The organism is Nocardia sp. CA-128927 (assembly GCF_050955855.1).
Taxonomy (GTDB): domain Bacteria; phylum Actinomycetota; class Actinomycetes; order Mycobacteriales; family Mycobacteriaceae; genus Nocardia.
Genome location: NZ_CP192087.1, coordinates 3443733 through 3465320 on the forward strand (window position 1 = coordinate 3443733; position 21588 = coordinate 3465320).

At 68.1% G+C, this 21588-nt stretch carries 20 protein-coding genes and 1 pseudogene; 15 read left to right on the plus strand and 6 right to left on the minus strand.

What is annotated here, in order from left to right:
* Positions 1-23 precede the first annotated feature (23 nt).
* The gene (locus ACQPW1_RS16260; RefSeq protein WP_433663536.1) at positions 24-854 is read right to left on the minus strand and encodes an ABC transporter ATP-binding protein; all 831 of its coding nucleotides are present in this window, start codon (positions 852-854) and stop codon (positions 24-26) included.
* Entirely contained in the window at positions 851-1882 is a 1032-nt protein-coding gene (locus tag ACQPW1_RS16265) for a FecCD family ABC transporter permease (RefSeq protein WP_433663537.1), read from the minus strand. Before ACQPW1_RS16265 ends, ACQPW1_RS16260 begins: the two co-directional genes overlap by 4 nt.
* Positions 1883-2110: 228 nt before the next feature.
* Here ACQPW1_RS16265 and ACQPW1_RS16270 point away from each other — a divergent pair, with 228 nt between their 5' ends.
* The 6 genes from ACQPW1_RS16270 (at position 2111) to ACQPW1_RS16295 (ending at position 8777) form a co-directional block, all read left to right on the plus strand.
* Positions 2111-3280, plus strand: coding sequence for an alpha/beta fold hydrolase (locus tag ACQPW1_RS16270; RefSeq protein WP_433663538.1), 1170 nt, complete (start codon positions 2111-2113; stop codon positions 3278-3280).
* Positions 3281-3367: 87 nt separating this feature from the next.
* The gene (locus ACQPW1_RS16275; protein WP_433663539.1) at positions 3368-4462 is read left to right on the plus strand and encodes an ABC transporter substrate-binding protein; all 1095 of its coding nucleotides are present in this window, start codon (positions 3368-3370) and stop codon (positions 4460-4462) included.
* Complete coding sequence (locus ACQPW1_RS16280; RefSeq protein ID WP_433663540.1) at positions 4462-5322, plus strand: ABC transporter permease; 861 nt, start codon at positions 4462-4464, stop codon at positions 5320-5322. Before ACQPW1_RS16275 ends, ACQPW1_RS16280 begins: the two co-directional genes overlap by 1 nt.
* The gene (locus ACQPW1_RS16285; protein WP_433663541.1) at positions 5298-6059 is read left to right on the plus strand and encodes an ABC transporter ATP-binding protein; all 762 of its coding nucleotides are present in this window, start codon (positions 5298-5300) and stop codon (positions 6057-6059) included. The genes ACQPW1_RS16280 and ACQPW1_RS16285 overlap by 25 nt, the downstream gene beginning before the upstream one ends.
* Positions 6056-7405: an LLM class flavin-dependent oxidoreductase gene (locus tag ACQPW1_RS16290; protein ID WP_433663542.1), complete on the plus strand. Its 1350-nt coding sequence runs from the start codon at positions 6056-6058 to the stop codon at positions 7403-7405. The genes ACQPW1_RS16285 and ACQPW1_RS16290 overlap by 4 nt, the downstream gene beginning before the upstream one ends.
* Before the next feature lie 46 nt (positions 7406-7451).
* Positions 7452-8777 carry an MFS transporter gene (locus ACQPW1_RS16295; protein ID WP_433663543.1) on the plus strand — a complete coding sequence of 442 codons (1326 nt, stop codon included), beginning with the start codon at positions 7452-7454 and terminating at the stop codon, positions 8775-8777.
* A 43-nt stretch (positions 8778-8820) separates the two neighbouring features.
* Here the strand turns inward: ACQPW1_RS16295 and ACQPW1_RS16300 are convergent.
* The 3 genes and pseudogenes from ACQPW1_RS16300 to ACQPW1_RS16310 all read right to left on the minus strand — a co-directional run.
* Positions 8821-9939, minus strand: a pseudogene (locus ACQPW1_RS16300) (IS701 family transposase); the annotation flags it as partial.
* 240 nt (positions 9940-10179) lie between these two features.
* Complete coding sequence (locus tag ACQPW1_RS16305) at positions 10180-11976, minus strand: transposase (protein WP_433665256.1); 1797 nt, start codon at positions 11974-11976, stop codon at positions 10180-10182.
* 273 nt (positions 11977-12249) lie between these two features.
* Positions 12250-12834 (minus strand): TetR/AcrR family transcriptional regulator C-terminal domain-containing protein, encoded by a 585-nt coding sequence (locus ACQPW1_RS16310; RefSeq protein ID WP_433663544.1) that lies wholly within the window; start codon positions 12832-12834, stop codon positions 12250-12252.
* Between the two features lie 195 nt (positions 12835-13029).
* On the opposite strand from ACQPW1_RS16310, the gene bioB reads away from it, so the two are divergent.
* The 5 genes from bioB (at position 13030) to ACQPW1_RS16335 (ending at position 15857) form a co-directional block, all read left to right on the plus strand.
* Positions 13030-14043, plus strand: coding sequence for a biotin synthase BioB (gene bioB / locus ACQPW1_RS16315; protein ID WP_433663545.1), 1014 nt, complete (start codon positions 13030-13032; stop codon positions 14041-14043).
* Between the two features lie 8 nt (positions 14044-14051).
* Positions 14052-14279: a hypothetical protein gene (locus ACQPW1_RS16320; RefSeq protein ID WP_433663546.1), complete on the plus strand. Its 228-nt coding sequence runs from the start codon at positions 14052-14054 to the stop codon at positions 14277-14279.
* Entirely contained in the window at positions 14279-14947 is a 669-nt protein-coding gene (locus ACQPW1_RS16325; protein ID WP_433663547.1) for a DUF2567 domain-containing protein, read from the plus strand. The genes ACQPW1_RS16320 and ACQPW1_RS16325 overlap by 1 nt, the downstream gene beginning before the upstream one ends.
* A 94-nt stretch (positions 14948-15041) precedes the next feature.
* A complete protein-coding gene (locus ACQPW1_RS16330) occupies positions 15042-15575 on the plus strand; it encodes a DUF1353 domain-containing protein (protein ID WP_433663548.1) in 534 nt (177 codons plus the stop codon).
* A 99-nt stretch (positions 15576-15674) separates the two neighbouring features.
* Positions 15675-15857 carry a hypothetical protein gene (locus ACQPW1_RS16335; protein WP_433663549.1) on the plus strand — a complete coding sequence of 61 codons (183 nt, stop codon included), beginning with the start codon at positions 15675-15677 and terminating at the stop codon, positions 15855-15857.
* A 9-nt stretch (positions 15858-15866) separates the two neighbouring features.
* On the opposite strand, the gene ACQPW1_RS16340 is transcribed toward ACQPW1_RS16335, so the two are convergent.
* Positions 15867-16625 (minus strand): NUDIX hydrolase, encoded by a 759-nt coding sequence (locus ACQPW1_RS16340; RefSeq protein ID WP_433663550.1) that lies wholly within the window; start codon positions 16623-16625, stop codon positions 15867-15869.
* A gap of 76 nt (positions 16626-16701) precedes the next feature.
* Between ACQPW1_RS16340 and nadA the strand changes: the two genes are divergently transcribed.
* The 4 genes from nadA (at position 16702) to ACQPW1_RS16360 (ending at position 21552) form a co-directional block, all read left to right on the plus strand.
* Positions 16702-17760, plus strand: a complete 1059-nt coding sequence (gene nadA / locus ACQPW1_RS16345; RefSeq protein ID WP_433663551.1) for a quinolinate synthase NadA — start codon at positions 16702-16704, stop codon at positions 17758-17760.
* Positions 17761-17830: 70 nt separating this feature from the next.
* Entirely contained in the window at positions 17831-19468 is a 1638-nt protein-coding gene (locus tag ACQPW1_RS16350) for an L-aspartate oxidase (protein WP_433663552.1), read from the plus strand.
* 118 nt (positions 19469-19586) lie between these two features.
* A complete protein-coding gene (gene nadC, locus ACQPW1_RS16355) occupies positions 19587-20447 on the plus strand; it encodes a carboxylating nicotinate-nucleotide diphosphorylase (protein WP_433663553.1) in 861 nt (286 codons plus the stop codon).
* A 103-nt stretch (positions 20448-20550) separates the two neighbouring features.
* Complete coding sequence (locus ACQPW1_RS16360) at positions 20551-21552, plus strand: alpha/beta hydrolase family protein (protein WP_433663554.1); 1002 nt, start codon at positions 20551-20553, stop codon at positions 21550-21552.
* The last annotated feature ends 36 nt before the right edge of the window (positions 21553-21588 follow it).

Genomic DNA, 21588 nt, shown 5'->3' on the forward strand with positions numbered 1-21588 from the left:
ACAAGTCGAGTACTGATCCGCGGTCATCGGGTGGACTCGCGCGGGGTGATCAGGAGGTGGGGGTCGCCGGTTTCGGGGTGGGGGACGCGGAGGGCGCGGACGCCGAAGACGCGGTCGACCACCTCGGGGGCCAGGGCAGTGGCGGGTGCGGCGAGGGGGTGTGCGGTGCCGTTGTTTAGCACCAGGATTCGGTCGCAGTAGCGGTCGGCCAGGGCCAGGTCGTGCAGCGCCATGACAACCGTGCGGTTCAGGGTGCGGGCCAGGGCGAGGAGCTCCAGACGGTGGGTGATGTCCAGGTGATTGGTCGGCTCGTCGAGCAGCAGGACCGGGGTGTTCTGCACGAGTGCGCGGGCCAGCAGCACCCGTTGACGTTCGCCGCCGGAGAGCCGATGGACCGGACGATCGGCGAATCCGGCCAGGTCCACCGTGGCCAGCGCGTCCTCGACAACCTGTTGTTCGTGCGGCGAACCGGCACCCCACGGCGGCAGGTACGGCGTAAGCCCCAGCGCCACCACCTCGCCCGCGCGCAGGTCGGCGGGCGGCCGCTCGTCCTGCGCCACCATGGCCACCGTTCGCGCCCGCCGCCGCGACGACATCTCGTGCAGCACTTGGCCGTCCACGATCACCTGACCGTGCAACGGCCGCCGCACCCCGGCAAGGGTGTGTAGCAGCGTCGTCTTCCCGGTGCCGTTCGGCCCGACGATCCCGATCGTCTCCCCGGCCTGGATCGCGAAAGTCACCTCGGCGACCACGGTCCGTCGCCCGGCGGCGCACGCGAGCCCATGCACCTCCAGCGCCGCAGCACCGGCACGGCCGTTCGCGGACTCGGCGGCTATATCGCTGCGACCGTTCATGATTCACCGAACCGATAGCGCCGTCGCCCCATCAGGATCAGAAACGCGGGAGCACCGATCAGCCCGGTCAGCACACCGACGGGAACTTCGGTGGGGCGGACCAGGATTCGAGTGGCGGCGTCGGCGACGACGAGAAACAGCGCACCGCAGAGCGCGCAGGCAGGCAGCAGGCTGCGATGGCGCGGGCCGACCAGCAGGCGGGCGGCGTGCGGCACGACCAGACCGACGAACCCGATGCCCCCGGACACCGCGACAAGTACTCCAACCAGCACCGCGAGCAACAAGAACAGGGCGATGCGGAGTTCCTTGACGGGAACCCCGAGCGAGGCGGCGGTATCGGCTCCGACAGTCAGCGCGTCGAGCCAGCCGCCCGCGATGAGCAGCGCGATACCGGCGAGCGCGACCACGCTCAGCGGCAACGCGATTCGCGTCCAGTCGGCCCCCGCCAGACTGCCGAGCAGCCAGAACAACACCGACTGTGCCGCGCCGGGGTTGGGATGGCGAAAGATGAGATAGCTGCTCAACGCGGCGAACGCGGAGCCGAGCACGGTGCCGGTGAGCACCAGCCGCAGCGGCGTCAGCCCGCCCTGCGCGACCGCGATCAGGAACACCAGCGACGCGGCGATCAGCGCCCCGACCAGTGCCCCACCGGACAACGCCCACACCCCGGCACCGGCGAACAGCCCGGAGGTGATGACCGCCGCCGCGCCGACACCCGCACCCGAGGACACCCCGAGCAGATACGGATCGGCGAGCGGATTACGCACCAGGGTCTGCATGGCCGCCCCGGCCAACGCCAGCCCCGCGCCGACGATCGCGGCCAGCACCGTGCGCGGCACCCGGAGCTGCCACACGATGGTGTCGAGGCCGAAGTCGGTGGGCGCCTGCCCGGTAACCCGGTGCCGCAGCACCTCCAACACCGAAGAGACCGGCAGCGTTTCCGCGCCGAACCCGGTCGCGAGGATCATCGCGCAGACCAGCAGCGCCCCGAGGACAGGGAAGATGAGCGCCGCGCGGACACGGTTCATCGGTAGTGCTCCACAGGCAAGTCGCGGCCTCTCCAGAGTTGTCTGGCAGGGGAGGTCTGACTCTCGCCGGTGAGGGCGATCACAGTGGCGCGACCGTTCCGGGATTGCACCGGATTCTCGCACCCGCCAGGGATGACGGCAGAACTCTACCGGTCGGTCGGGTTAACGCTCGTTGCCGGGTGGCGAGTGACATGGCAGCCTTCCACACCCTTACCTACAGTGGGATAGATGTCGCCGTTCGAAGACCGGCACCCGTCCACTGTCACGGACTGGGACGACGCGCGACGCAAAGCCCGGCTACGGGACACCAACCTGTGGCACGAGTGGAAGACGTTGCGCCGGACCAGGTCGGCAGTCCTACGGGTGGTTGTACTGCTCGCCGCCGTCCTGGTCGTCTTCGCCCAGTACCTGACCTTCGACGTCGAACCCGAACAAGCACGACTCGCGCGCACCGAACCCGCGATCCTGCCCGTCGCGGCGCCGACCGACCCCAAGAACTGGGACACCGTCGTAGTGGACATGGTCGGTCTCGGCGGCCTGGACGCCAGCTCGACCGCCGCCGCCCTGCCCTCGCTGCGCGGCATGGGCGTGGTGTGGGCCATCCGCTACGACAACGAAGGTATCGACACCAAGGTGATCGCCGACCTGATCGTGCGCGCCGCCGAGCTGTCCGGGCTGAAGAACATCGTGCTGGTCGGGCACAGCATGGGCGGCGTGATCGCGCTGGAGGTCGCCAAGCACGTCCACCTCGACAGCGACCGCCGCCTGGTCGGCGTGATTCTCGACTGCACGCCGGTGGACCTGAACGCGGTCCGTCCGGAGAGCCGCGGCGCGGGCGAGGACATGGTGCGGTGGATGCGCTGGCTGCCCGGCGCGCGGGAGAGCAGGCTGTTGCGGCTTGCGGTGGAAACATATGCGCGCCGGGATCGTTTCGTCTCCGACGGCGGCGGTGGCGTACCGCCGGGGATCCGCTTCGCCAAGCTGGGTGAGGTGCTCCGTGAGGTGTTGCGGGAGAAGATCTTCTCCCGCAACGCGGCGAGCAACGGCCTGATCGAGGCGCAGTTCACCGCGATCGTGGCCGGCGGCGCGACGAACGATCTGCGGGCGCTGGCCGCGCCGGTGGACGGAAAGCCGCGCCCCGCCATCGTTTTCATCCGCCCGCGCGATCCGAGCCGGGACCGGGTGGTCGATGTCGAGTACTCGCATCGGGTGCTGATCGAGCAGTCCGGCGGCGTGGATGGCACGCTGTCGGTGGTGCTCGCGCGAAACACCGGCCACGCCAACCCGATGCAGCGGCCGCGCGAGTACAACACGTTCATCGAACAGCAGATCCTGCCGTTCATCCAGAGCTACCAGGCGCAGGTCCGGGGGACGCCGATCGCGGCGGCACCGCGCTGAGTAGTTCGAGCGACACCGCGCTGAGCAGTTCGAACCAGCCTGAGACAAACGGTGTTCGGGCCGGTTTTGTCTTGTTTGAATCCGTGTATGTACCGACCACGCACGTTTTTGTTCGGCCGCCATGGCCGCACCACCGCCGCATTGCTCGCCGTGGCAACCGTTGCGACCCTCGGACTCACCGGCTGCACGAACAACGACAAGCCGGTCGGTCCCGTCGCCGCGGACACGCCACTACCCGTTGAAGTTCCAGCTGGAACCAAACTCGTTGTCGCCGACCAGTCCGAGCGCCTGCAGCAGGCGCTCCGGGTGTCCGGCGAACTGGACAAGTTGCCGTTCAAGGTCGAGTTCGCCAACTTCACCGGCGGCCCGGCCATTCTAGAAGCCTTCCGCGCGGAGGCCGCCGACGTCGCGCAGGTGGGCGATGTCCCGCCGATCCACGCGCTGATCGCCGGGCAGGACGTGCCGATCGTGGCCGCCTATCAAACCAGCACCACCGCTTTGAAACTCGCGGTGGCGCCGGGTAAATCGATCACCACGCTGGCCGATTTGAAGGGCAAGAAGATCGCCTACGCCGAGGGCACCGCCCAGCAGGCGGCAGTGCTGCGCGCGTTGGACAGGGCCGGGCTGAAACCCGGTGACGTGCAACTGATCCGACTGCAGCTGGCCGAGTTCCTCGACGCCGTGCGCACCGCGCAGGTCGACGTCGCCCCGCTGATCGAGCCGAATGTCACACGGCTGCTGCGGACTCCGGGTGCGTCGCTGATCCCGGACTCACAGACCGAGGGCATCTACGGCGGCCTCGGCTACCTGTATGCCCGGCGCGCGGTGACGCAGGATCCGGCCAAGGCCGCCGCGACCCGTGCCCTGGTCGCCGCCTTCGTGCGGGCCAACCAGTGGGTCAACACCCACCAGGAGGAGTGGGCGCGCAAGTACTACGTGGAGAACCAGAAGGTCAGCGCGGACGACGCCAAGCGCATCGTCGAATCGCTCGGCACCTTCACCTTCCCGCACCTGGATCAGCAGCTCGTCGACCGGCAGCAGGCCACCATCGACGCCATCGCCAAGGCCGGTGAGCTGCCGAAGAAAGTGCAGGCGGCCAAGGGCTTCGACCTGCGCTACGACGCCGCGATCACCGAGGCGGTCACCGCGAGCGGTGCGTCGTTCGAGCCGAAGGCACGCTGATGGCAACGTTGGATGCCGGAGTATGGAACAGGCTCGGCCGCAACGCCGCACCGGCGCGCGAGCTGGCCAAGCGCAAGCCCGCTCGGCCCCGGCTCGGGCCGGGACGACCGATTCCGTTCGGCGCCGCCATCGGGCCGACGTTGTTGATCGCCGCCTGGGTGCTCGGATCCGCTTCCGGCACATTGGATCCGGAGACCTTGCCTGCGCCGTGGACGGTCGCCGCGACCGCCGGTGAGCTGATTTCCGACGGCAGGCTGCAATCCAATCTGCTCACCTCGGTGCAGCGGGCCGGTATCGGCCTGGTGATCGGTGTCGCCGTCGGCTTGGTTCTCGCGCTCGTCGCGGGCTTGAGCCGGATCGGTGAAGCGTTGGTGGACGGCCCGATTCAGATCAAGCGCGCCATTCCGACCCTTGCGTTGATCCCGCTGTTCATCGTCTGGTTCGGCATCGGCGAGGAGATGAAGCTGCTCGTCATCACGACGAGCGTGGCGATCCCGATCTATCTGAACACGCACGCCTACCTGCGCAGCGTCGACTCCCGGTATGTGGAACTCGCACAGACGGTTGGTCTTTCGCGCTGGGGCTTCATCCGCCGGATCGCGCTGCCCGGCTCGCTGCCCGGGTTCTTCACCGGGCTGCGGCTCGCGGTCACCATCGCCTGGCTGGCCCTGGTCGTGGTGGAACAGGTCAACGCCACCAGCGGCATCGGCTACCTGATGACGCAGGCCCGCACCTACGGGCAGATCGACGTGATCGTGGTCGGGCTCGTGATCTACGGGCTGCTCGGGCTTTTCGGTGATCTCGCCGTGCGCGCGGTGGAAAGGAAGGCGCTGTCATGGCGACAGACATTGGGGGACTGAACGTCGTCCGCACCCGCGATCTGCGACGCGGCTTCGGTGAACGGGTCGTGCTGCGCGACATCGATCTCGACATCGCGCGCGGGGAATTCGTTGCCCTGCTGGGGCGTAGCGGCTCGGGCAAGAGCACGCTGCTTCGGGCGCTCGCGGAGCTGGACTACGACGTGCCGGGTTCGGGCGAGCTGACGGTGCCCGCCGAACGTGCCGTGGTGTTCCAGGATTCGCGGCTGCTGCCGTGGATCCGGGTGCTCGACAATGTGACTCTCGGCTTGAGCGGGCAAGGCGCCGCCGAGCGCGGTCGCGCCGCACTCGCCGAGGTCGGCCTGGCCGGTCGCGAAAAGTCCTGGCCCAGGCAGCTTTCCGGTGGTGAGCAGCAACGCGTCGCGCTGGCGCGTTCGCTGGTACGGGAGCCGGAGCTGCTGCTGGCCGACGAACCGTTCGGGGCGCTCGACGCGCTCACCCGGATCAAGATGCACGCGCTGCTGCAAGACCTGTGCGCCAAGCACCGGCCCGCCGTCCTGCTCGTCACCCACGACGTCGACGAGGCGGTGCTGCTCGCTGATCGCGTCCTCGTGCTCGACGAAGGCCGTATCGCCGTCGACCAGCGCATCGACCTGGAACGTCCACGCAGGCACAGTGATCCGGCCTTCATCCGGCACCGGTCCCTGCTGCTCGCCAGCCTCGGCGTCGCGTCCAACGACCTGCCGAGCCACCACGAAGAAGAGAAGCAAGCCTCATGAGTACTCCGCGTCAGCTCAGCCTCAACGCGTTCATCTACCCATCCGGTCACCACGAGGCCGCCTGGCGGCATCCCGACAGCCAGCCCGGCCGGATCTATGACGTCGACTACTACCAGGAGATCGGCCGCACCGCCGAGGCCGCGAAACTCGACGCGGTGTTCTTCGCCGACGGGCCCGCGCTGCGCACCAATGTCAAGCACAACGCGGGTTCCGGCCTGGAGCCGATTACTCTGCTCACCGCCATCGCCACGGCGACAACGCATCTCGGGCTGATCGCCACCGCGTCGACCACCTACTACGAGCCCTACAACCTGGCGCGGCTGTTCTCCACGCTGGACCACATCTCCCGTGGCCGGGCGGGCTGGAACATCGTCACTACCGGAACCGACCTGGCCGCCGCCAACTTCGGTCTCGACAAGCACCCCGACCACGCCGAACGTTATGCGCGGGCAAGGGAATTCGTGGACGCCGTGGTCGCGCTGTGGGACAGCTGGGAGGACGACGCCATCCAGCTGGACCAGGCGGGCGGGATCTACGCCGACCCGGACAAGATCCACCCGATCGACTTCGTCGGCGAACATCTGCGGGTGCGTGGACCTTTCAATGCGCCGCGCACGCCGCAGGGCTATCCGGTGCTGGTGCAGGCGGGCGCGTCCAACGAGGGCCGCTCGTTCGCGGGCAAGTACGCCGAGGCGATCTTCACCGCGCATCAGCGCCTCGAGGACGCGCAGAAGTTCTACGCCGACATCAAGGCGCAGGCACAGGGTTTCGGCCGGAACCCGGATCACGTCAAGATCTTGCCCGGCATCAGCCCGTTCATCGGCGACACCGAGGCCGCGGCCAAGGCGCTGGAACGCGAGTTCAACGAGCTCACCGTGCCGGAATACGGTCTGACGCAACTGGAGAACATCGTCGGCAAGAGCCTGCGTCACCTTCCGCTCGACGAGGCGGTCCCGGTGGATCTGTTCGACGATGCGGGTGATGTCACCGACAACGCCCGTAGTCGCCTCCAGGTCGTCGCGGGCATCGTGCAGCGTGAGCGGCCGACCGTGCGTGGGTTGCTGCACAAGCTGGCCGGAGCGCGCGGGCACCGGGTGTTCGCCGGGACTCCCGAGCAGGTCGCCGACACGATCGAGGAGTGGTTCCGCAGCGGTGCGGCAGACGGTTTCAATGTGATGCCGCCGTACTACCCGGGCGGGCTGGAGGTGTTCGCCGAGACCGTCGTTCCGATCCTGCAAGAGCGCGGCCTGTTCCGTACCGAGTACAGCGGTACGACGCTGCGTGATCACTTCGGCCTGCCGCGTCCGGCGGGCCGGACTGCCCGCCAACCGGCCCTGGCCCAGTGAGCGAAAGTGACTGTCTCGCTCTGATGCACCGCTCGGCTCCGGCGCGGTGAGCACTGGAGTCGATACCACTACTGCACAACCCGTTCGGCTGCGCTCGCTCACCTGGACCGTGTTCGTGCCGATGGCGCTCTACGGCACCGGAGCAGGCGCCGCGTCGCCGATGTATGCGCTGCGCGCGCTGGATCTCGGGGCCTCGATCGGGCTGGCCGGGGTGCTGGTCGCGCTGAGCGGGCTCGGCATGGTCGTGGCCGATCTGCCTGCCGGTCGGGTGGTGGCTCGGATCGGGGAGCGGGGTGCCATCGCGGTCGGTTCGGTGCTCGGCGTGATCGGAGTGCTGTGCGCGGTCGTCGCGCCGAACGTCTGGGTGCTGGCGGTCGGACTACTGCTCAACGGTGCGTCCGCCGCGGTGTGGGGGCTGGCTCGCCAGACGTACATCGTGGCGGTCATGCCCGCCACGGAGCGGGGCCGGGCGATGTCGACGCTGGCGGGATCGCATCGGCTCGGCTTCTTCTGCGGGCCGTTTCTGGGCGCCGCGCTGGTGCACAGCATGGGGCCGAGTGGTGCGCTGTGGTTACAGCTCGCCACCACGGTGCTGTCCGGTGTCGCGATGGTCGCCATCCCGTCGCCGGAGGGCGACGACGCGGGCAAGGGCGAGCACACCTTGCGTTCGGTAGTGGTCGAAAACATCGGGGTGCTCGGCACTTTGGGGACGGCGGCGCTGTTGATGGGTGCCGTGCGGGCATCCAGGGTCGCGCTGCTTCCGCTGTGGGCCGCGCATATCGGAATGAGTGCGTCGGCCACGAGTCTGGTGTTCGGTATCGCGGGTGCGGTGGACGTGTTGATGTCTTATCCGGCGGGCATCTGGCTGGACCGGCGAGGCAGCCGCGCCACCGGCGTTCCGGCAATGGTGTTGTTCGCCACCGGATTCGGCGTGCTGCCGTGCACGTCGTCGATGCTCGGTATGGGCGTGGTCGCCGTGCTCCTCGGCCTGGCCAACGGCATCAGCAACGGCGTGATCATGACCGTCGGCGCCGACGTCGCACCGGACGGCCGCCGCGCCGAATTCCTCGGCGCCTGGCGGTTGACGCATGACATCGGCATGTTCGCGGGCCCGATCGTCGCCGGAGCGATCAGCGCCGTTGCGCTGCTGAGTATCTCGGCGCTCGCACTGGCGGCGGCAGCGGCGGCGGGTGCCGTCGCAACCTACCGCTGGTTCCCCGGCCTAATACTGCAACGACACTCAGTTGAGGGGGTGTCCGCGGCGTCGGTAGTGGGAGAGGCGGGCTTGGTATTGGCGGCGGCGTCGCCATCTCGACCAGGCCCAGGTGTGATCGGTGTCATGGTGGCGGGTGAGGACGAGTGCGACGAGTAGTCGGCGGATCTCCGGTAGTGTCAGCGCGATCATGCCTTCGTCGTGGTCGACGAGTCCCCTTTGCGGCAATGGCTTTGGACGCGGCCAGCCAGGCCAGGGCGAGCATCGACAGGGTGATGTGGGCGTACCAGGCCCGCCAGGATCGGACCTGGTAGTGGTCGAGTCCGGCCTCGCCCTTGGCTTGTTGGAACGCTTCCTCGATGTGCCAGCGAGACCCGGTCGTGAAGGCCAGATCGACCAGCCGCGCCGAGGCTGGGCCGTAGCAGAGGTAGTAGGCGATCTCGGTCGGGTTGCTGATGCTGCGCCGCGCCAGCAGCCAGTGCCCGCGCCCACCTGCCCAGGTGCCCTCGATCTGGCGGCGCGCCCAGTCGAATTCCCGGGGCCCGTGCGCGCCGGCACCGACCGAGAGCCGCTGCCACGTCGAAGCCTTGAACTCGGCGACCAGGGCGTCAGCGCGGGCACTGCGGTCGGCGCGGGTGGTGATCTGCTGATCGCATCGGGTGGCCATCACATAGAACACGTCACGTTCTTCGAGCCAGTCACGCAGGTAACCAGCCTGGCCGTAGGCTTCGTCGGCGGTGAACCATCGAAACGGCACCCCGGCGGCGAGTATCCGCTCCAGCATGGCGATCACCTGCCGCGGTTTGGTGGCGAACTCGACCTCGTCAGGGATGCCCGCGCCCCGGCAGCGGTCACGGTCACCGGTCCACGACTGGGGCAGATACAGTTCCCGATCGATCAACGCGTGCCCGTGCGTGGACGCATACGCCAGAAACACTCCGATCTGGCAGTTCTCGGTGCGTCCGGCCGTTCCCGAGTACTGCCGTTGCACCCCAGCCGATTTCACACCCTTCTTCAGGAACCCGGTCTCATCGGCTGCCAGCACCGCCTCCGGATCACCGAGATGTTCGATGACGTAATCACGCACGTCGTCGCGCACACCCTCGACATCCCAGTCCGCCTTCCGCAACAACCGCTGCATCCCCTGTGGGCCTGCCTCCCCGGCATGCTCGGCCACGGTCCACCCGTTCTTGCGTTCCAGACCCGCGACCAGCCCCGACACATATTCACCCGCCCGAGCACGCGGCTCAGACCGCGTGAACCGGGCCCCGATCCTGCTCATCAACGAATCAAACTCCGCCACAACACGATCCAACACCACACAACAGAACTACCAGCAACTACTCAACTGAGTGTCGTTGCAGTACTAACCGAGCACCGCCCCCAACCACTCACCGCGACCCCGCTCCCCGAACGAAACTAGAACAGCCGCAAACCTTCTGGTTTCCCGCACACGCAATCGCATGCGATTCGATGCGGGCTGTTGCGAAATGGGTGCTGGTGTTGCGGGCCGCGTAGTGGCCGGCAACACGGGGTTGGTAGATCCTCCCGGTCCTGCTTGTCAGCAGGGTGCCAGGGTGAGGTGGCGGGTTCCGATGGCTTTGAACAGGTTGTGAACGAGGGCGTGGAAGCTGAATTCTGCTGCGGCCCGGCTGGTTCCGCGGCTGGTGAAGCGTCGGAAGCCGAGGTTGTGTTTGGCGTGGCCGAAGGGGGTTTCGGCGATGTGGCTGCGTTGTTTGTAGAGGGCGGCGCCTTCTGGTGTGCGCAGCCGGTGATCCATTTGCTCGATCACCGGCGCGTCGGTGGGCGGGGGGCCGGTGGTGGGCCGGGTGCGGGCGGCGGTGGCCAGGTCACGGCGTTTGCCGATGGCGATGAGCCGGGCGGGCCCGGCGGCGGTGAGGTTATCGGTGCTCAGGTAGCCGGCGTCGGCGAGCAGCATTCCGATCGGGGCGGGTGAGGTTTCACCAGTGGTGTCGGGACCGGCCGGGGCTGTTACCGCGGCCGTGTAGTCGTTGAGAAGTGTTGCGATAGAAGGGTTTTCGTGTGTGTCTACGGGATGGTGGGCGGTGATGAGGTCGGCGGCGGTAGCGGCCTTGCCCATCATCTCGGCGAAGGCGGGACAGTCGCTGGGATTGTTGGCGACCCCGGTAGCGATGATCAGTCCGTCGCCGCAGGTGACGGCCTGACAGTTGAATCCCTGCAACCATCCCCCGCCGCGCAGCGGCATCGGGCGAGACTCGGGGTCGGTGATATTGCGCTGGGCGTCTTTATCGTTGCCGGCCCGCTCGGCGGCCTTGCGGGCCGCCCCAGCCCGGGTCACCGCCTCGGCCTGCGCGGTTACCGCCTGCGCGGCGACCGCACGATCCAATGCCCGGCGCACGCGTTTGACCGCGTACTCCTCATCCACCGGGGCGGGCCGGCGCCCGCGCCCGCCCGCCGCCAGCCAGCGCTCGATCTTGGCTTGCTGCGCGGCGCGGGCCTGTTCCCAGTTGCGGGTCAGCACCTGCACCCGGATCTCGGCCGGGGGCAACCCGACCCGGGGCCCCCGCTCGTCACGACGGCGCTGATAGTCAGCGACCATCGCATCACGAGCGACCTGCCTGGCCTGCTCACGCTCGCGCCGACGGGCCCCGGCCCCCTCACGCGCCTCGGCGCGAGCGGCGTTTTCAGCCTCCAACTCCGCCAACGCCGCAGCGATCCGCGCCGCCCGAGCCGAGGGCTCGACCAACTCCGTGGACATGCCCCCACCACGCTCATCGGGCCCGAACTGCTCGTCCTCGGCGGCATCGGTGGCCGCATGCTCGGCCGCCGCCGCCCGCGCGGCCGCCCGCGCCGCATCAGCGACGGCTTGCTCGCCAGCAGCCGCCCGCAACCCCTCCTCGGTGCGGTTCGCGCTCAACGACGCGTTCGAGGCGATCTTCACCGAATCCATCGCCACCACCCCCAACCGGCCCATACCCAGACGCGCGCACAACACCAGGACCTGGGTGAACAACTCCTCCACCACATCAGCCAGCTCGCCACGGAACCGGGCAATGGTCACATGATCAGGCACATCCCCGGCACAGATCACCCGGAAGGTGACATCACGCGAGCACAACCACTCGATCTTGCGCGAGGACCGCTGGCCTTGGGCCCACGCCCAAATCAACAACGTCAGCAACATATCCGGGTCATACCCCGCACGCCCCACACCACCAGTGCGGCGTTTGGCATGCAACCGCGAAGTGTCCAACCCCGCCACCGCCTCGATCACCAGCCACACCGGATCGGAATCACTCAACCACTCACGCATATCCGGCGGCATCAAAAACTGCTGATCACGATCCACCCAGCGATAACCCTTGGCCACCAACACATCATCGATCACCAACCCTCGACACACCCAACAACCCACAAATCCTGTTGTCCGGCCGCTACGCGGCCGGACAACACCCACCCACCATTTCGCAACAGCCCGCATGCGCGTCGGGTCAGAAGGTGTGCGGTTAGCGAGCTTGAATCGGGGTCCGCCACCAACTGGTCTCGGTGGTCCTGCCGCGCGCGGAGCTGGAACTGCCGCACAGTTTCTGATGTCCCGCACATGGAATTGCATGCGATTCCATGTGCGCCTGATCAGGAGGTGTGCGGCTCAGCGGACGCGGGTGCCCAGGAGGTGGCGGACGCCTGCGATGAACAGTTGCAGGCCGAAGTCGAAACGGGCGGTGGGGTCGGGGGTTTCGTCGAGGGGGGTTTCGTCTTCAGGGAGGGCGCCCGCGGAATCCATTTGCATCCTGGACTGTTCGTCGACGGTCTGGCCGAGGACGTAGTACAGCAGCGTGAACGAGGAGAGCTCGGCTTCGGGGCGTGGCATGCCCGCGCGAATGGCGGCGCTCACCATGCGTTCCCGGCCCTTGCTGGTGGTGAGCCTGGATGCGTAAGTGGCCGAGACCAATTCGGCGCCGTCGCGGTAGGCGAGCAGGCAGTCGCGCAGCCGGTGCGCCAATTCGCTGATCTGGCCGGACCATTCGGTCGCGACGATCGGATCCTCCATCGGCAGCAAGATCTTGTCCGCGACCGCGCCGAGCAGGGCCTGTTTGTTGGGGAAGTGCCAGTACAGCGCGCCGGGCTGCACCTGGAGCGAGCCGGCCAGCCTGCGCATGGTCAGGTCGGCGAGGCCGTACTGGTCGAGGATCGCGACGGCACCGTCGACCACGTCCGCTCTGTGCAGTTGCACCCGAATTCCTTCCCTGTCCGATGGCGGCGCTCGCGGCCGCCTTCGTGGTTACGCAGGTTACCGGCGAGGGCCCGTGTCGCCCTCGTTGCGGTCGTGTATCTGGCTCGCAGTGTTTTGACTCACTGTCTCGTCTACCCTAGCCTGAACACCGTTCAAGTTGCCCGGCCACCTCGGCCGACCGAAGGGATTCGTGCAGTGACCCAGGCTTCCGTCGACATCTCCATTTTGCAGCTCGCCCGCGAACAGGTGCTCGATCGCGGCGAAGGACTGACCCAGGAGCAGACTTTCGAGGTGCTCCGCCTCGGCGACGACCACCTCGAAGAACTGCTGGCCCTGGCGCACGACGTGCGGATGAAGTGGTGCGGCCCGGAGGTCGAGGTCGAGGGCATCATCAGCCTCAAGACCGGCGGCTGCCCCGAGGACTGCCACTTCTGCTCGCAGTCCGGCCTGTTCCAGTCGCCGGTGCGCGCGGCCTGGCTCGACATCCCCAGCCTCGTCGAGGCGGCCAAGCAGACCGCGAAGACCGGGGCCACCGAGTTCTGCATCGTCGCCGCCGTGCGCGGCCCGGACGAGCGGCTGATGGCGCAGGTCGCGGCCGGTGTCGAGGCCATTCGCAACGAGGTCGACATCCAGGTCGCCTGCTCGCTCGGCATGCTCACCCAGGAGCAGGTCGACCAGCTCGCTGCGATGGGCGTCCACCGCTACAACCACAACCTGGAGACCTCGCGCTCGCACTTCCCGAACGTGGTCACCACGCACAGCTGGGAAGAGCGCTGGGACACGCTGCGGATGGTCCGCGAGGCGGGCATGGAGGTCTGCTGCGGCGGCATCCTCGGCATGGGCGAAACCCTGGAGCAGCGTGCGGAATTCGCGGCGAACCTGGCCGAGCTCGAGCCCGACGAGGTGCCGCTGAACTTCCTCAACCCGCGCCCGGGAACCCCGTTCGGCGACCTCGAGGTGCTGCCCGCCGCGGACGCGTTGCGCGCGGTCGCCGCGTTCCGGCTCGCGTTGCCGCGCACCATCCTTCGCTTCGCGGGCGGTCGCGAGATCACCCTCGGCGACCTCGGCGCCAAGCAGGGCATCCTCGGCGGCATCAACGCCGTCATCGTCGGCAACTACCTGACCACCCTCGGCAGGCCCGCCGAGGCGGATCTCGATCTGCTCGGCGAGTTGAAGATGCCGATCAAGGCGCTCAACGAAACACTCTGAGTAGACCCATGAGTAATGTCATGGACATGGACGAGCGCTACAACCCGTTCACCGGCAAACGGATCGTGCCCGGCCTCGAGGATGCCGTGCCCGCGGCCGCCGCGCTCGGCCTGGAGCCGCCGCGCTTCTGCGAGCACTGCGGTCGCCGGATGATCGTGCAGGTGAGCCCCGACGGCTGGTGGGCCAAGTGCTCCCGGCACGGCGTGATCGACGCGGCCAGTCTGGAACTGCGCTGATGCAGGCGTCGCGGCGTGGGCTGCGCGGCGAGGCACGGGCCGCCGCGGTGATCGCGGTGGCCGTGATCCTGGTGAGTGCGCTCGGCGGTGTCGGGTGGGGTCTGCTCGCGCCGACCGAGCAGCTGTTCGTGGTCGAGCCGGGCCGTGGCGCGGTGCTGACCGGGGAGAGCGTGCACCAGTTCGACGCGGTGGCGATGTTCCTGTGCTTCGGCGCGGTGATCGGTGTGCTGAGCGCGGTCGCCGCGTGGCGGTGGCGCGGCGCGCGCGGGCCGCTGCTGCAGATCGGGTTGCTGGTCGGCTCGCTCCTCGGCGCCTTCGTGATGGCGCGGCTGGGGGAGCAGGTCGCGCAGTGGTATCACCCGCGGCCGCACGATCCGCCGGTCGGACAGCTCGTCGAGCTGCCGACGGAGGTCGGCACCTGGCTCGTGCTGCTGGCGCAGCCGCTGCTCGCGTCGCTGCTGGTGCTGTTCTTCGCGGCGTTGAATTCGTCGGAAGACCTGGGCGCGGGCACTGCCGTCGAGGACGGATCGTTCGACCCGGCAGCGGCATTCGGCCCGTACGGCGCCGCGTCGTACCCGGCGGGCACCGGCCCGCTCCCTTACGGTAGTTACGAACCGGCCAGGGAGGCCGGTTCCGGTTCGTTGCCGGAGACTCGTCCCCACCGCTGAGGCGTTGTCCGAACCGTTGCCCGCGGGACGGCACAGGCGTACCAAAAGAGCCTAGAATTACGGGACACGCTGTGCGTTCAGAGAGGAACGAGTCGTGGCGTTCGTCGGTAGCGGGCCCATCGTCGAGGAACTCGACGCCAAGTTCTGGCGAGTGGTCGAACCGCTCGTCTATCAAGGTAGCTCCGAGGAATTCGTGATCCCCGCCGGGTTCCGGACCGACTTCGCATCGGTGCCCCGCGCCCTGGTCTGGCTCGTGCCCCGCTACGGCGCCTACACTCGCGCCGCCATCCTGCACGACTACCTGCGCAGCTCGCAGGCGGTGAGCATCGCGGACGCGGACGGGATCTTCCGGCGCTGCCTGCGCGAACTGGGTGTCGCGGTGCCGCGCCGCTGGATGATGTGGGCGGCAGTGCGATTGGCCAGCGGTCTGCGCGGCGCGAGTGCCGGCGACGTGGCCACCTGGGTGCTGATCGCCGTGCCATCCATTGCGTTCCTGGCGATTCCGGCGATCGTCGTGCAGGTCTTCCTGGTGATCTTCTGGTTGGTGGAGTTGGTCTTCTGGGGGATCAACCGGCTGTTCACCCGCACCACGACCCCGCCGCCGCAGCCGCAGATGAAGACCGCCTGACTGCTCTACCGCCGCGCGGAAAATGGGTGGAGGCGATGCCGGGGGTGGAGGTAGCGTTGCCCGGTTGGCTTGGTCGGCTTATGGAAGGGAGGTCCGGCGATGCCCGAGAACGAGCGGACGGCTGCCGTGGATCTGCCTGCCGAGCAGGTGCGTGAGCGGGCCGATCTGGCGGCTTGGCGGCGGCGAGATGCGTTGCGGCGCAGCAGTGCCGCGCAGCCCGTGGCGAACAAGCGGCGGTATCGGCGGGGGAGTAAGCATCGGAAGGCGATCGCCGAATCTTGAGTCACCCGCTCAGGTCGGGGGGCGCAGAGCGGCGAATTCGTCGGTGACGCGGATGCCCGAGTCGGTGTAGCGATAGACGGCGGCGGGGCGGCCGCCCGCGCGGCCGGGGGCTCGGGTCTTGCCGGTGGGGGTAATTACCTTGCGGCGGGTGAGGACTCGTTGCAGGTTCGTCGTGTCCACGTCGTAACCGAGTGCAGCGCAGTAGATTTCGCGCAGCGTCGACATGGTGAAGTCGGCGGGCGCGAGCGCGAACGCGATATTCGTGTAGGAGAGCTTGGCGGCCAGGCGGGTGCGGGCATGATCGACGACGGTGCCGTGGTCGAAGGACATCGGCGGCAGCGCGGAGAGCGGATGCCAGGCGGTGTCGTCGGGTAGCTGCGGGTCTGCTGTCAGCGGGACCAGGCCCAGGTAGGCCGAGGCGATCCGGCGCGGCGCCGGGACGCGGTCCGGGGCGCTGAAGACCGACAGCTGCTCGAGATGGGCCAGTTCGCGCACATCGACCTTCTCGGCGAGCTGACGACCAGCCGAGGTGTCGAGGTCCTCGTCGTCGCGCAAACGGCCGCCAGGAAGCGACCAGGTGCCCTTCTGGGGGTCGAGGGCGCGCTCCCACAGCAGTACCGCCAATTCGGTCCGCTGCCCAGGTGGGCAGCGACCGATTACCTCGTTTCTGTCATCGACAGGGCTGGGACCTGCGGCGATGTTCTCAGGGAAGCGGCGAACCTGGAACACCGCGGTGAGCGATTCGTGGATAGTGCTACTATGGGCCACGTTTTCGATTGTAAGTCGAAAACCTGGTTTGGTGCGAATCGGCGGAGTAGCCACTCGCACGACGAAGGGAGCCATCATGGCGACGATGGGTGCGAAACTGGCGCCTCCGCTGATGGGGCAGGTGTTCGACGGGCCGTCGGGGTTCAGTGGTGTCGAAGCAAGCCCCGAGTGGGCGCAGGAGATCAAGCGACTGGCCCGCGAACGAAACGCCACGATCCTGGCGCATAACTATCAGTTGCCGGAGATCCAGGACGTGGCCGATCACGTCGGCGACTCGCTGGCGCTGTCCCGGATCGCGGCCGAGGCGCCGGAGGACACGATCGTGTTCTGTGGCGTGCACTTCATGGCCGAGACCGCGAAGATCCTCAGCCCCGCCAAGACCGTCCTGATTCCCGATCAGCGGGCAGGCTGCTCGCTCGCGGATTCCATCACCGCGGACGACTTGCGTTCCTGGAAGGCCGAATTCCCGAACGCGGTGGTGGTGTCGTACGTGAACACCACCGCGGAAGTGAAGGCGCTCACCGACATCTGCTGCACCTCGTCCAACGCGGTCGATGTGGTCGCCTCGATCGACCCGGACCGCGAGGTGCTGTTCCTGCCGGATCAGTTCCTCGGCGCGCACGTCAAGCGGGTCACCGGCCGGGAGAACATGCACATCTGGGCCGGCGAATGCCACGTGCACGCGGGCATCAACGGCGACGAGCTGACCGAGCAGGCGCGCACCCACCCGGACGCGGATCTGTTCGTGCACCCCGAATGCGGTTGCGCCACTTCGGCGTTGTACCTGGCGGGCGAGGGCGCGTTCCCGTCCGAGCGGGTGCACATCCTGTCCACCGGCGGCATGATCGACGCCGCCAAGCAGGTGCAGCAGCAACGCGGCAACGCGACCCAGGTGCTGGTCGCCACCGAGATCGGCATGCTGCACCAGCTGCGAAAGGCTGCCCCCGGCGTCGACTTCCAGGCCGTGAACGACCGGGCCTCGTGCAAGTACATGAAGATGATCACCCCGGCCGCGCTGCTCCGCTGCCTGGTCGAGGGCCGTGACGAGGTGCACGTCGATCTGGAAACTGCTGCGCGCGGACGTAATTCGGTCCAGCGGATGATCGAGATCGGTACGCCGGGCGGTGGTGAATGACCCCGACCCCTGCCCGTGTGGCGGTGGTCGGACAGCGGTTCCCGCGAAACGCACAGAGAGGCACGGGCGAATGACTCCAGTGTCGATCGACTGGGAGACCGAAGCCGATCTGGTGGTGATCGGCGGCGGCGTCGCCGGGCTCACGGCGGCGCGCACCGCGTCGCTGCGAGGCCTGCGAGTGCTCACTCTCAGCAAAGGTGGTGCCACCGATACGTCGACGCAGTATGCCCAGGGCGGGATCGCTGTAGTTGCGCCGCACGGTGATTCGGTGGAATCGCATGTGCACGACACGGTGGAGGCCGGTGCCGGGTTGTGCGATGTCGATGCCGTGCGATCCATTGTCGAGGGTGGGCAGGCGGCGGTCGCGGCGCTGACCGACCTCGGCGCGGTGTTCGATCTGGGTCGGGACGGGCAGATTTCGCGGACCCGCGAGGGTGGGCACAGCACCCGGCGCATCATCCACGCGGGCGGCGATGCCACCGGCGCGGAGGTGCAGCGCGCGTTGAACGCGGCCGGGTTGCCGGTGCTGTTCGGCGCGGCGGCCTGCGAGATCCTGACCGGTCCCAGCGGCGTGCAGGGTGTTCTTGCGGTGTCCGACAAGGGATTCGGTGTGGTGCACGCACCGGCGGTGCTGCTGGCGACGGGTGGCCTCGGCCAGCTCTACGCGCTCAGCACCAACCCGCCCGGTGCGACCGCCGACGGTGTCGCGCTCGCGCTGTGGGCGGGGGCCGCGGTGGCGGATCTCGAGTTCTTGCAGTTCCATCCGACGGTGCTGTACACGCCGGGTGGGCTCGGACGTCGGCCGCTGATCAGCGAGGCGGTGCGCGGCGAGGGGGGCATTCTGGTGGATTCCGAAGGGGATTCGGTGACCGCCGGGGTTCATCCGCGCGGGGACCTGGCACCGCGCGATGTGGTGTCACGTGCCATCGCGGCTCGTATGCGCGCCCTCGGTACCGATCATGTCTATCTCGACGCGCGCACCATCGACGGTTTCCCGCAACGGTTTCCGACGATCACCGCGTCTTGCCGTGCCGCTGGGATCGATCCGAGTACCGACCTGATCCCGGTTGCCCCGGCGGCGCACTATCAATGCGGAGGGGTGGTGACCGATCCGCATGGCCGCACGGCTGTCGCTGGCCTCTATGCCGCGGGCGAAGTCGCACGCACCGGTCTGCACGGTGCTAATCGACTGGCGTCCAACAGCTTGCTCGAAGGTCTCGTCGTCGGCGAACGCGTCGGCGTGGCGGCGGCGGAACGGCTCGGCGAGCACGTGCGCGTCACCGATGTGCCTACTCGTGTCACCGAACGCGCGGATCGTGTTGTGTTGCAACAACTGATGACCGACCACGCCTCGGTCGTGCGTGACCGCGCGGGCCTGGACGAGGCGATCAAGCGCATGAAAGACGCCGTGACGCAACGCGAAACGGTGCTCGCTGCGGGATCGGTCGAGTCGGCCCCGTACGACGGCGGTGGCGCGCCGACCGACAGGACGCACGCGACACCCGGCGCGGAGCTCGCCGAGCGCATCGCAGGAATCGAGGATGTCGCGCTAACTCTCACGGCGCGCTCGCTGCTGCTCGCCGCCTCCGCTCGCACCGAAAGTCGGGGCTGCCACACCCGTTCCGACCACCCCGAGCCCGACGACCGGCTCCGGCACAGCATGTTCGTGGTGCTGGACGAGGACGGCCGTCCCCGGCTCGACCAATGAACACCCGACCGGTGTCGGCGAGTGGCACATGGGGGCGGCAAACAGCGAGAAGCCCCCGCCATGGTGTGCCACTCGACTCCGCGGTCGGAACTGAGACGAGTAGATAGAGGAGTGGTTGATGGCTCTGGATAGTGGGTTGGATCGAGACGGGGTGGTTGCCCTCATCCGGACCGCACTCGATGAGGACTTGCGCTACGGCCCGGACATCACGACCGCGGCGACGGTGCCTGCCGACGCGGTAGTGAAGGCGTCCGTGGTGCCGCGGCAGCCGGGGACCGTTGCCGGGCTCGATGTCGGTTTGCTGGTGCTGGACGAGGTGATCGGCGCGGGGAACTACGAAGTCACCGGACGTGTCGCCGACGGAACCCGGGTCACCCCAGGACAATCCGTGCTCACCGTGGTGGCTCCCACCCGCGGCCTGCTGACCGCCGAACGCACCATGCTCAACCTGGTCTGCCACCTCTCCGGCATCGCCACCGCCACCGCCGCCTGGGTCGACGCGGTCGCGGGCACCGACTGCAAGATCCGGGACAGCCGCAAGACATTGCCCGGCCTGCGCGCGCTGCAGAAGTACGCGGTCCGGGTCGGCGGCGGAGTGAACCACCGGATGGGTCTCGGCGATGCCGCGCTGATCAAGGACAACCACGTAGTTGCAGCGGGCTCGGTGGTCGAAGCGCTGCGGGCCGTTCGTGCGCTGGCCCCCGACATCGCCTGCGAGGTCGAGGTCGACAGCCTCGAACAGTTGGATGCCGTCCTCGCCGAAAACGTGGAACTCGTGCTGCTCGACAACTTCCCGCTGTGGCAGACCCAGGCCGCCGTGCAACGTCGCAACGCGGCGGCACCGAATACGAAGCTGGAATCCTCCGGCGGCCTCAGCCTCGACGTTGCTGCCGAGTACTCGGGGACCGGCGTCGACTACCTCGCCGTCGGCGCCCTCACCCACTCGGTCCGCGTGCTGGACCTGGGCTTGGACATGTAGCGGAACGATCTCGGGTGCCGATCAAAAGGACGTGTTGTCTCGTCTTTATCGCTTTCCCGTTGATACACAGCGCAATCGCGTAAGCGGGTGCCACGATGCGGGGATGAACGGCGGGTATCGCCTGGCTTCCTTGTTGCTGTCGATCGTGACAATGCTTGCGTTGTCGTGGCTCGGTGCGCCGTCCGCGATGGCTGAATCCGACTGCGCCGGGGACGTGGCGATACAACCGATCGCTGTTGCCGTCGACGGAGAACAGTCGAACGGGTGGGCTTACGAGCCATACCAATGCGCTCCCGGGGATCTGGCGCAGCGGCGACTGATCATCGCGGTGCACGGGTTCAACGAGAAGTCCGCCGACTATCCGGACGTCATGTCCGCGATCGCGCGGCGGTCCGGCGCAACGCTGCTGACGCTCGATCAGCGCGGCGGGGACAGTGTGTGGAAAACGGGGGAGTGGAATCCCTGGGCCGGTTGGCATGACGTGGTGGCCACGGCGCGGTGGTACAAGGGCGAGCATCCATCGGTCGATAGGACGGTGCTGTGGGGGTGGAGCCAAGGTGGCATGACGAGTGGGCTGGCGTTGGCGTACGGGCCTGCCGGGCTGTTCGACTACTGGGTCGATACGGCGGGTCCGTCCAACACCGTCGACTACTGGAATGCGGGCAATTCGCTTGGCCTGCCGCAGGTCTCGCAGATCGAGCGGGACGCCGGTGATTGCACGCCTGCGGTCTGCCCGCAGGCGTACGCGGATCGGTCCACGGCGGCGCTCGCGGCGAAGATGACCGCGCAGCGGGTCTTTCTGGTGCACGGCACCGCGGATCCGATTGTCCCGTACCAGCATTCGCTCGATCTGAAAGCCGCGCTCGCGGCGGCAGGTAAGCCGTACTCGATGTACACGGTGGTCAGCGGCCGGGGCTCCGACGGAACCATCGTGCCCGGCACGCACTGGATCGGCCCGGTCTGGTTCCAAGGTGCCTGTGTGGTGGAGCGGGTCCTCACCGATCTGGAGCCGGTGGACGGACCTGCCCGCGAATACGTCACCGACGTACTGGCGGGCATCGACACCGCGCCGCCATCGCCTCCGGGCGCGACTTGCGGGGCGTGAGCTGTTGCCGCGGCGCGCATAGCGCTGCCCGCGCAC

Bases quoted from the DNA above. Each gene is read 5' to 3' on its own strand.
- ACQPW1_RS16260 (WP_433663536.1), bottom strand. From the start codon at position 854: ATGAACGGTCGCAGCGATATAGCCGCCGAGTCCGCGAACGGCCGTGCC.
- ACQPW1_RS16265 (WP_433663537.1), bottom strand. From the start codon at position 1,882: ATGAACCGTGTCCGCGCGGCGCTCATCTTCCCTGTCCTCGGGGCGCTG.
- ACQPW1_RS16270 (WP_433663538.1), top strand. From the start codon at position 2,111: ATGTCGCCGTTCGAAGACCGGCACCCGTCCACTGTCACGGACTGGGAC.
- ACQPW1_RS16275 (WP_433663539.1), top strand. From the start codon at position 3,368: ATGTACCGACCACGCACGTTTTTGTTCGGCCGCCATGGCCGCACCACC.
- ACQPW1_RS16280 (WP_433663540.1), top strand. From the start codon at position 4,462: ATGGCAACGTTGGATGCCGGAGTATGGAACAGGCTCGGCCGCAACGCC.
- ACQPW1_RS16285 (WP_433663541.1), top strand. From the start codon at position 5,298: ATGGCGACAGACATTGGGGGACTGAACGTCGTCCGCACCCGCGATCTG.
- ACQPW1_RS16290 (WP_433663542.1), top strand. From the start codon at position 6,056: ATGAGTACTCCGCGTCAGCTCAGCCTCAACGCGTTCATCTACCCATCC.
- ACQPW1_RS16320 (WP_433663546.1), top strand. From the start codon at position 14,052: ATGAGTAATGTCATGGACATGGACGAGCGCTACAACCCGTTCACCGGC.
- ACQPW1_RS16325 (WP_433663547.1), top strand. From the start codon at position 14,279: ATGCAGGCGTCGCGGCGTGGGCTGCGCGGCGAGGCACGGGCCGCCGCG.
- ACQPW1_RS16335 (WP_433663549.1), top strand. From the start codon at position 15,675: ATGCCCGAGAACGAGCGGACGGCTGCCGTGGATCTGCCTGCCGAGCAG.
- nadA (WP_433663551.1), top strand. From the start codon at position 16,702: ATGGCGACGATGGGTGCGAAACTGGCGCCTCCGCTGATGGGGCAGGTG.
- ACQPW1_RS16350 (WP_433663552.1), top strand. From the start codon at position 17,831: ATGACTCCAGTGTCGATCGACTGGGAGACCGAAGCCGATCTGGTGGTG.
- nadC (WP_433663553.1), top strand. From the start codon at position 19,587: ATGGCTCTGGATAGTGGGTTGGATCGAGACGGGGTGGTTGCCCTCATC.
- ACQPW1_RS16360 (WP_433663554.1), top strand. From the start codon at position 20,551: ATGAACGGCGGGTATCGCCTGGCTTCCTTGTTGCTGTCGATCGTGACA.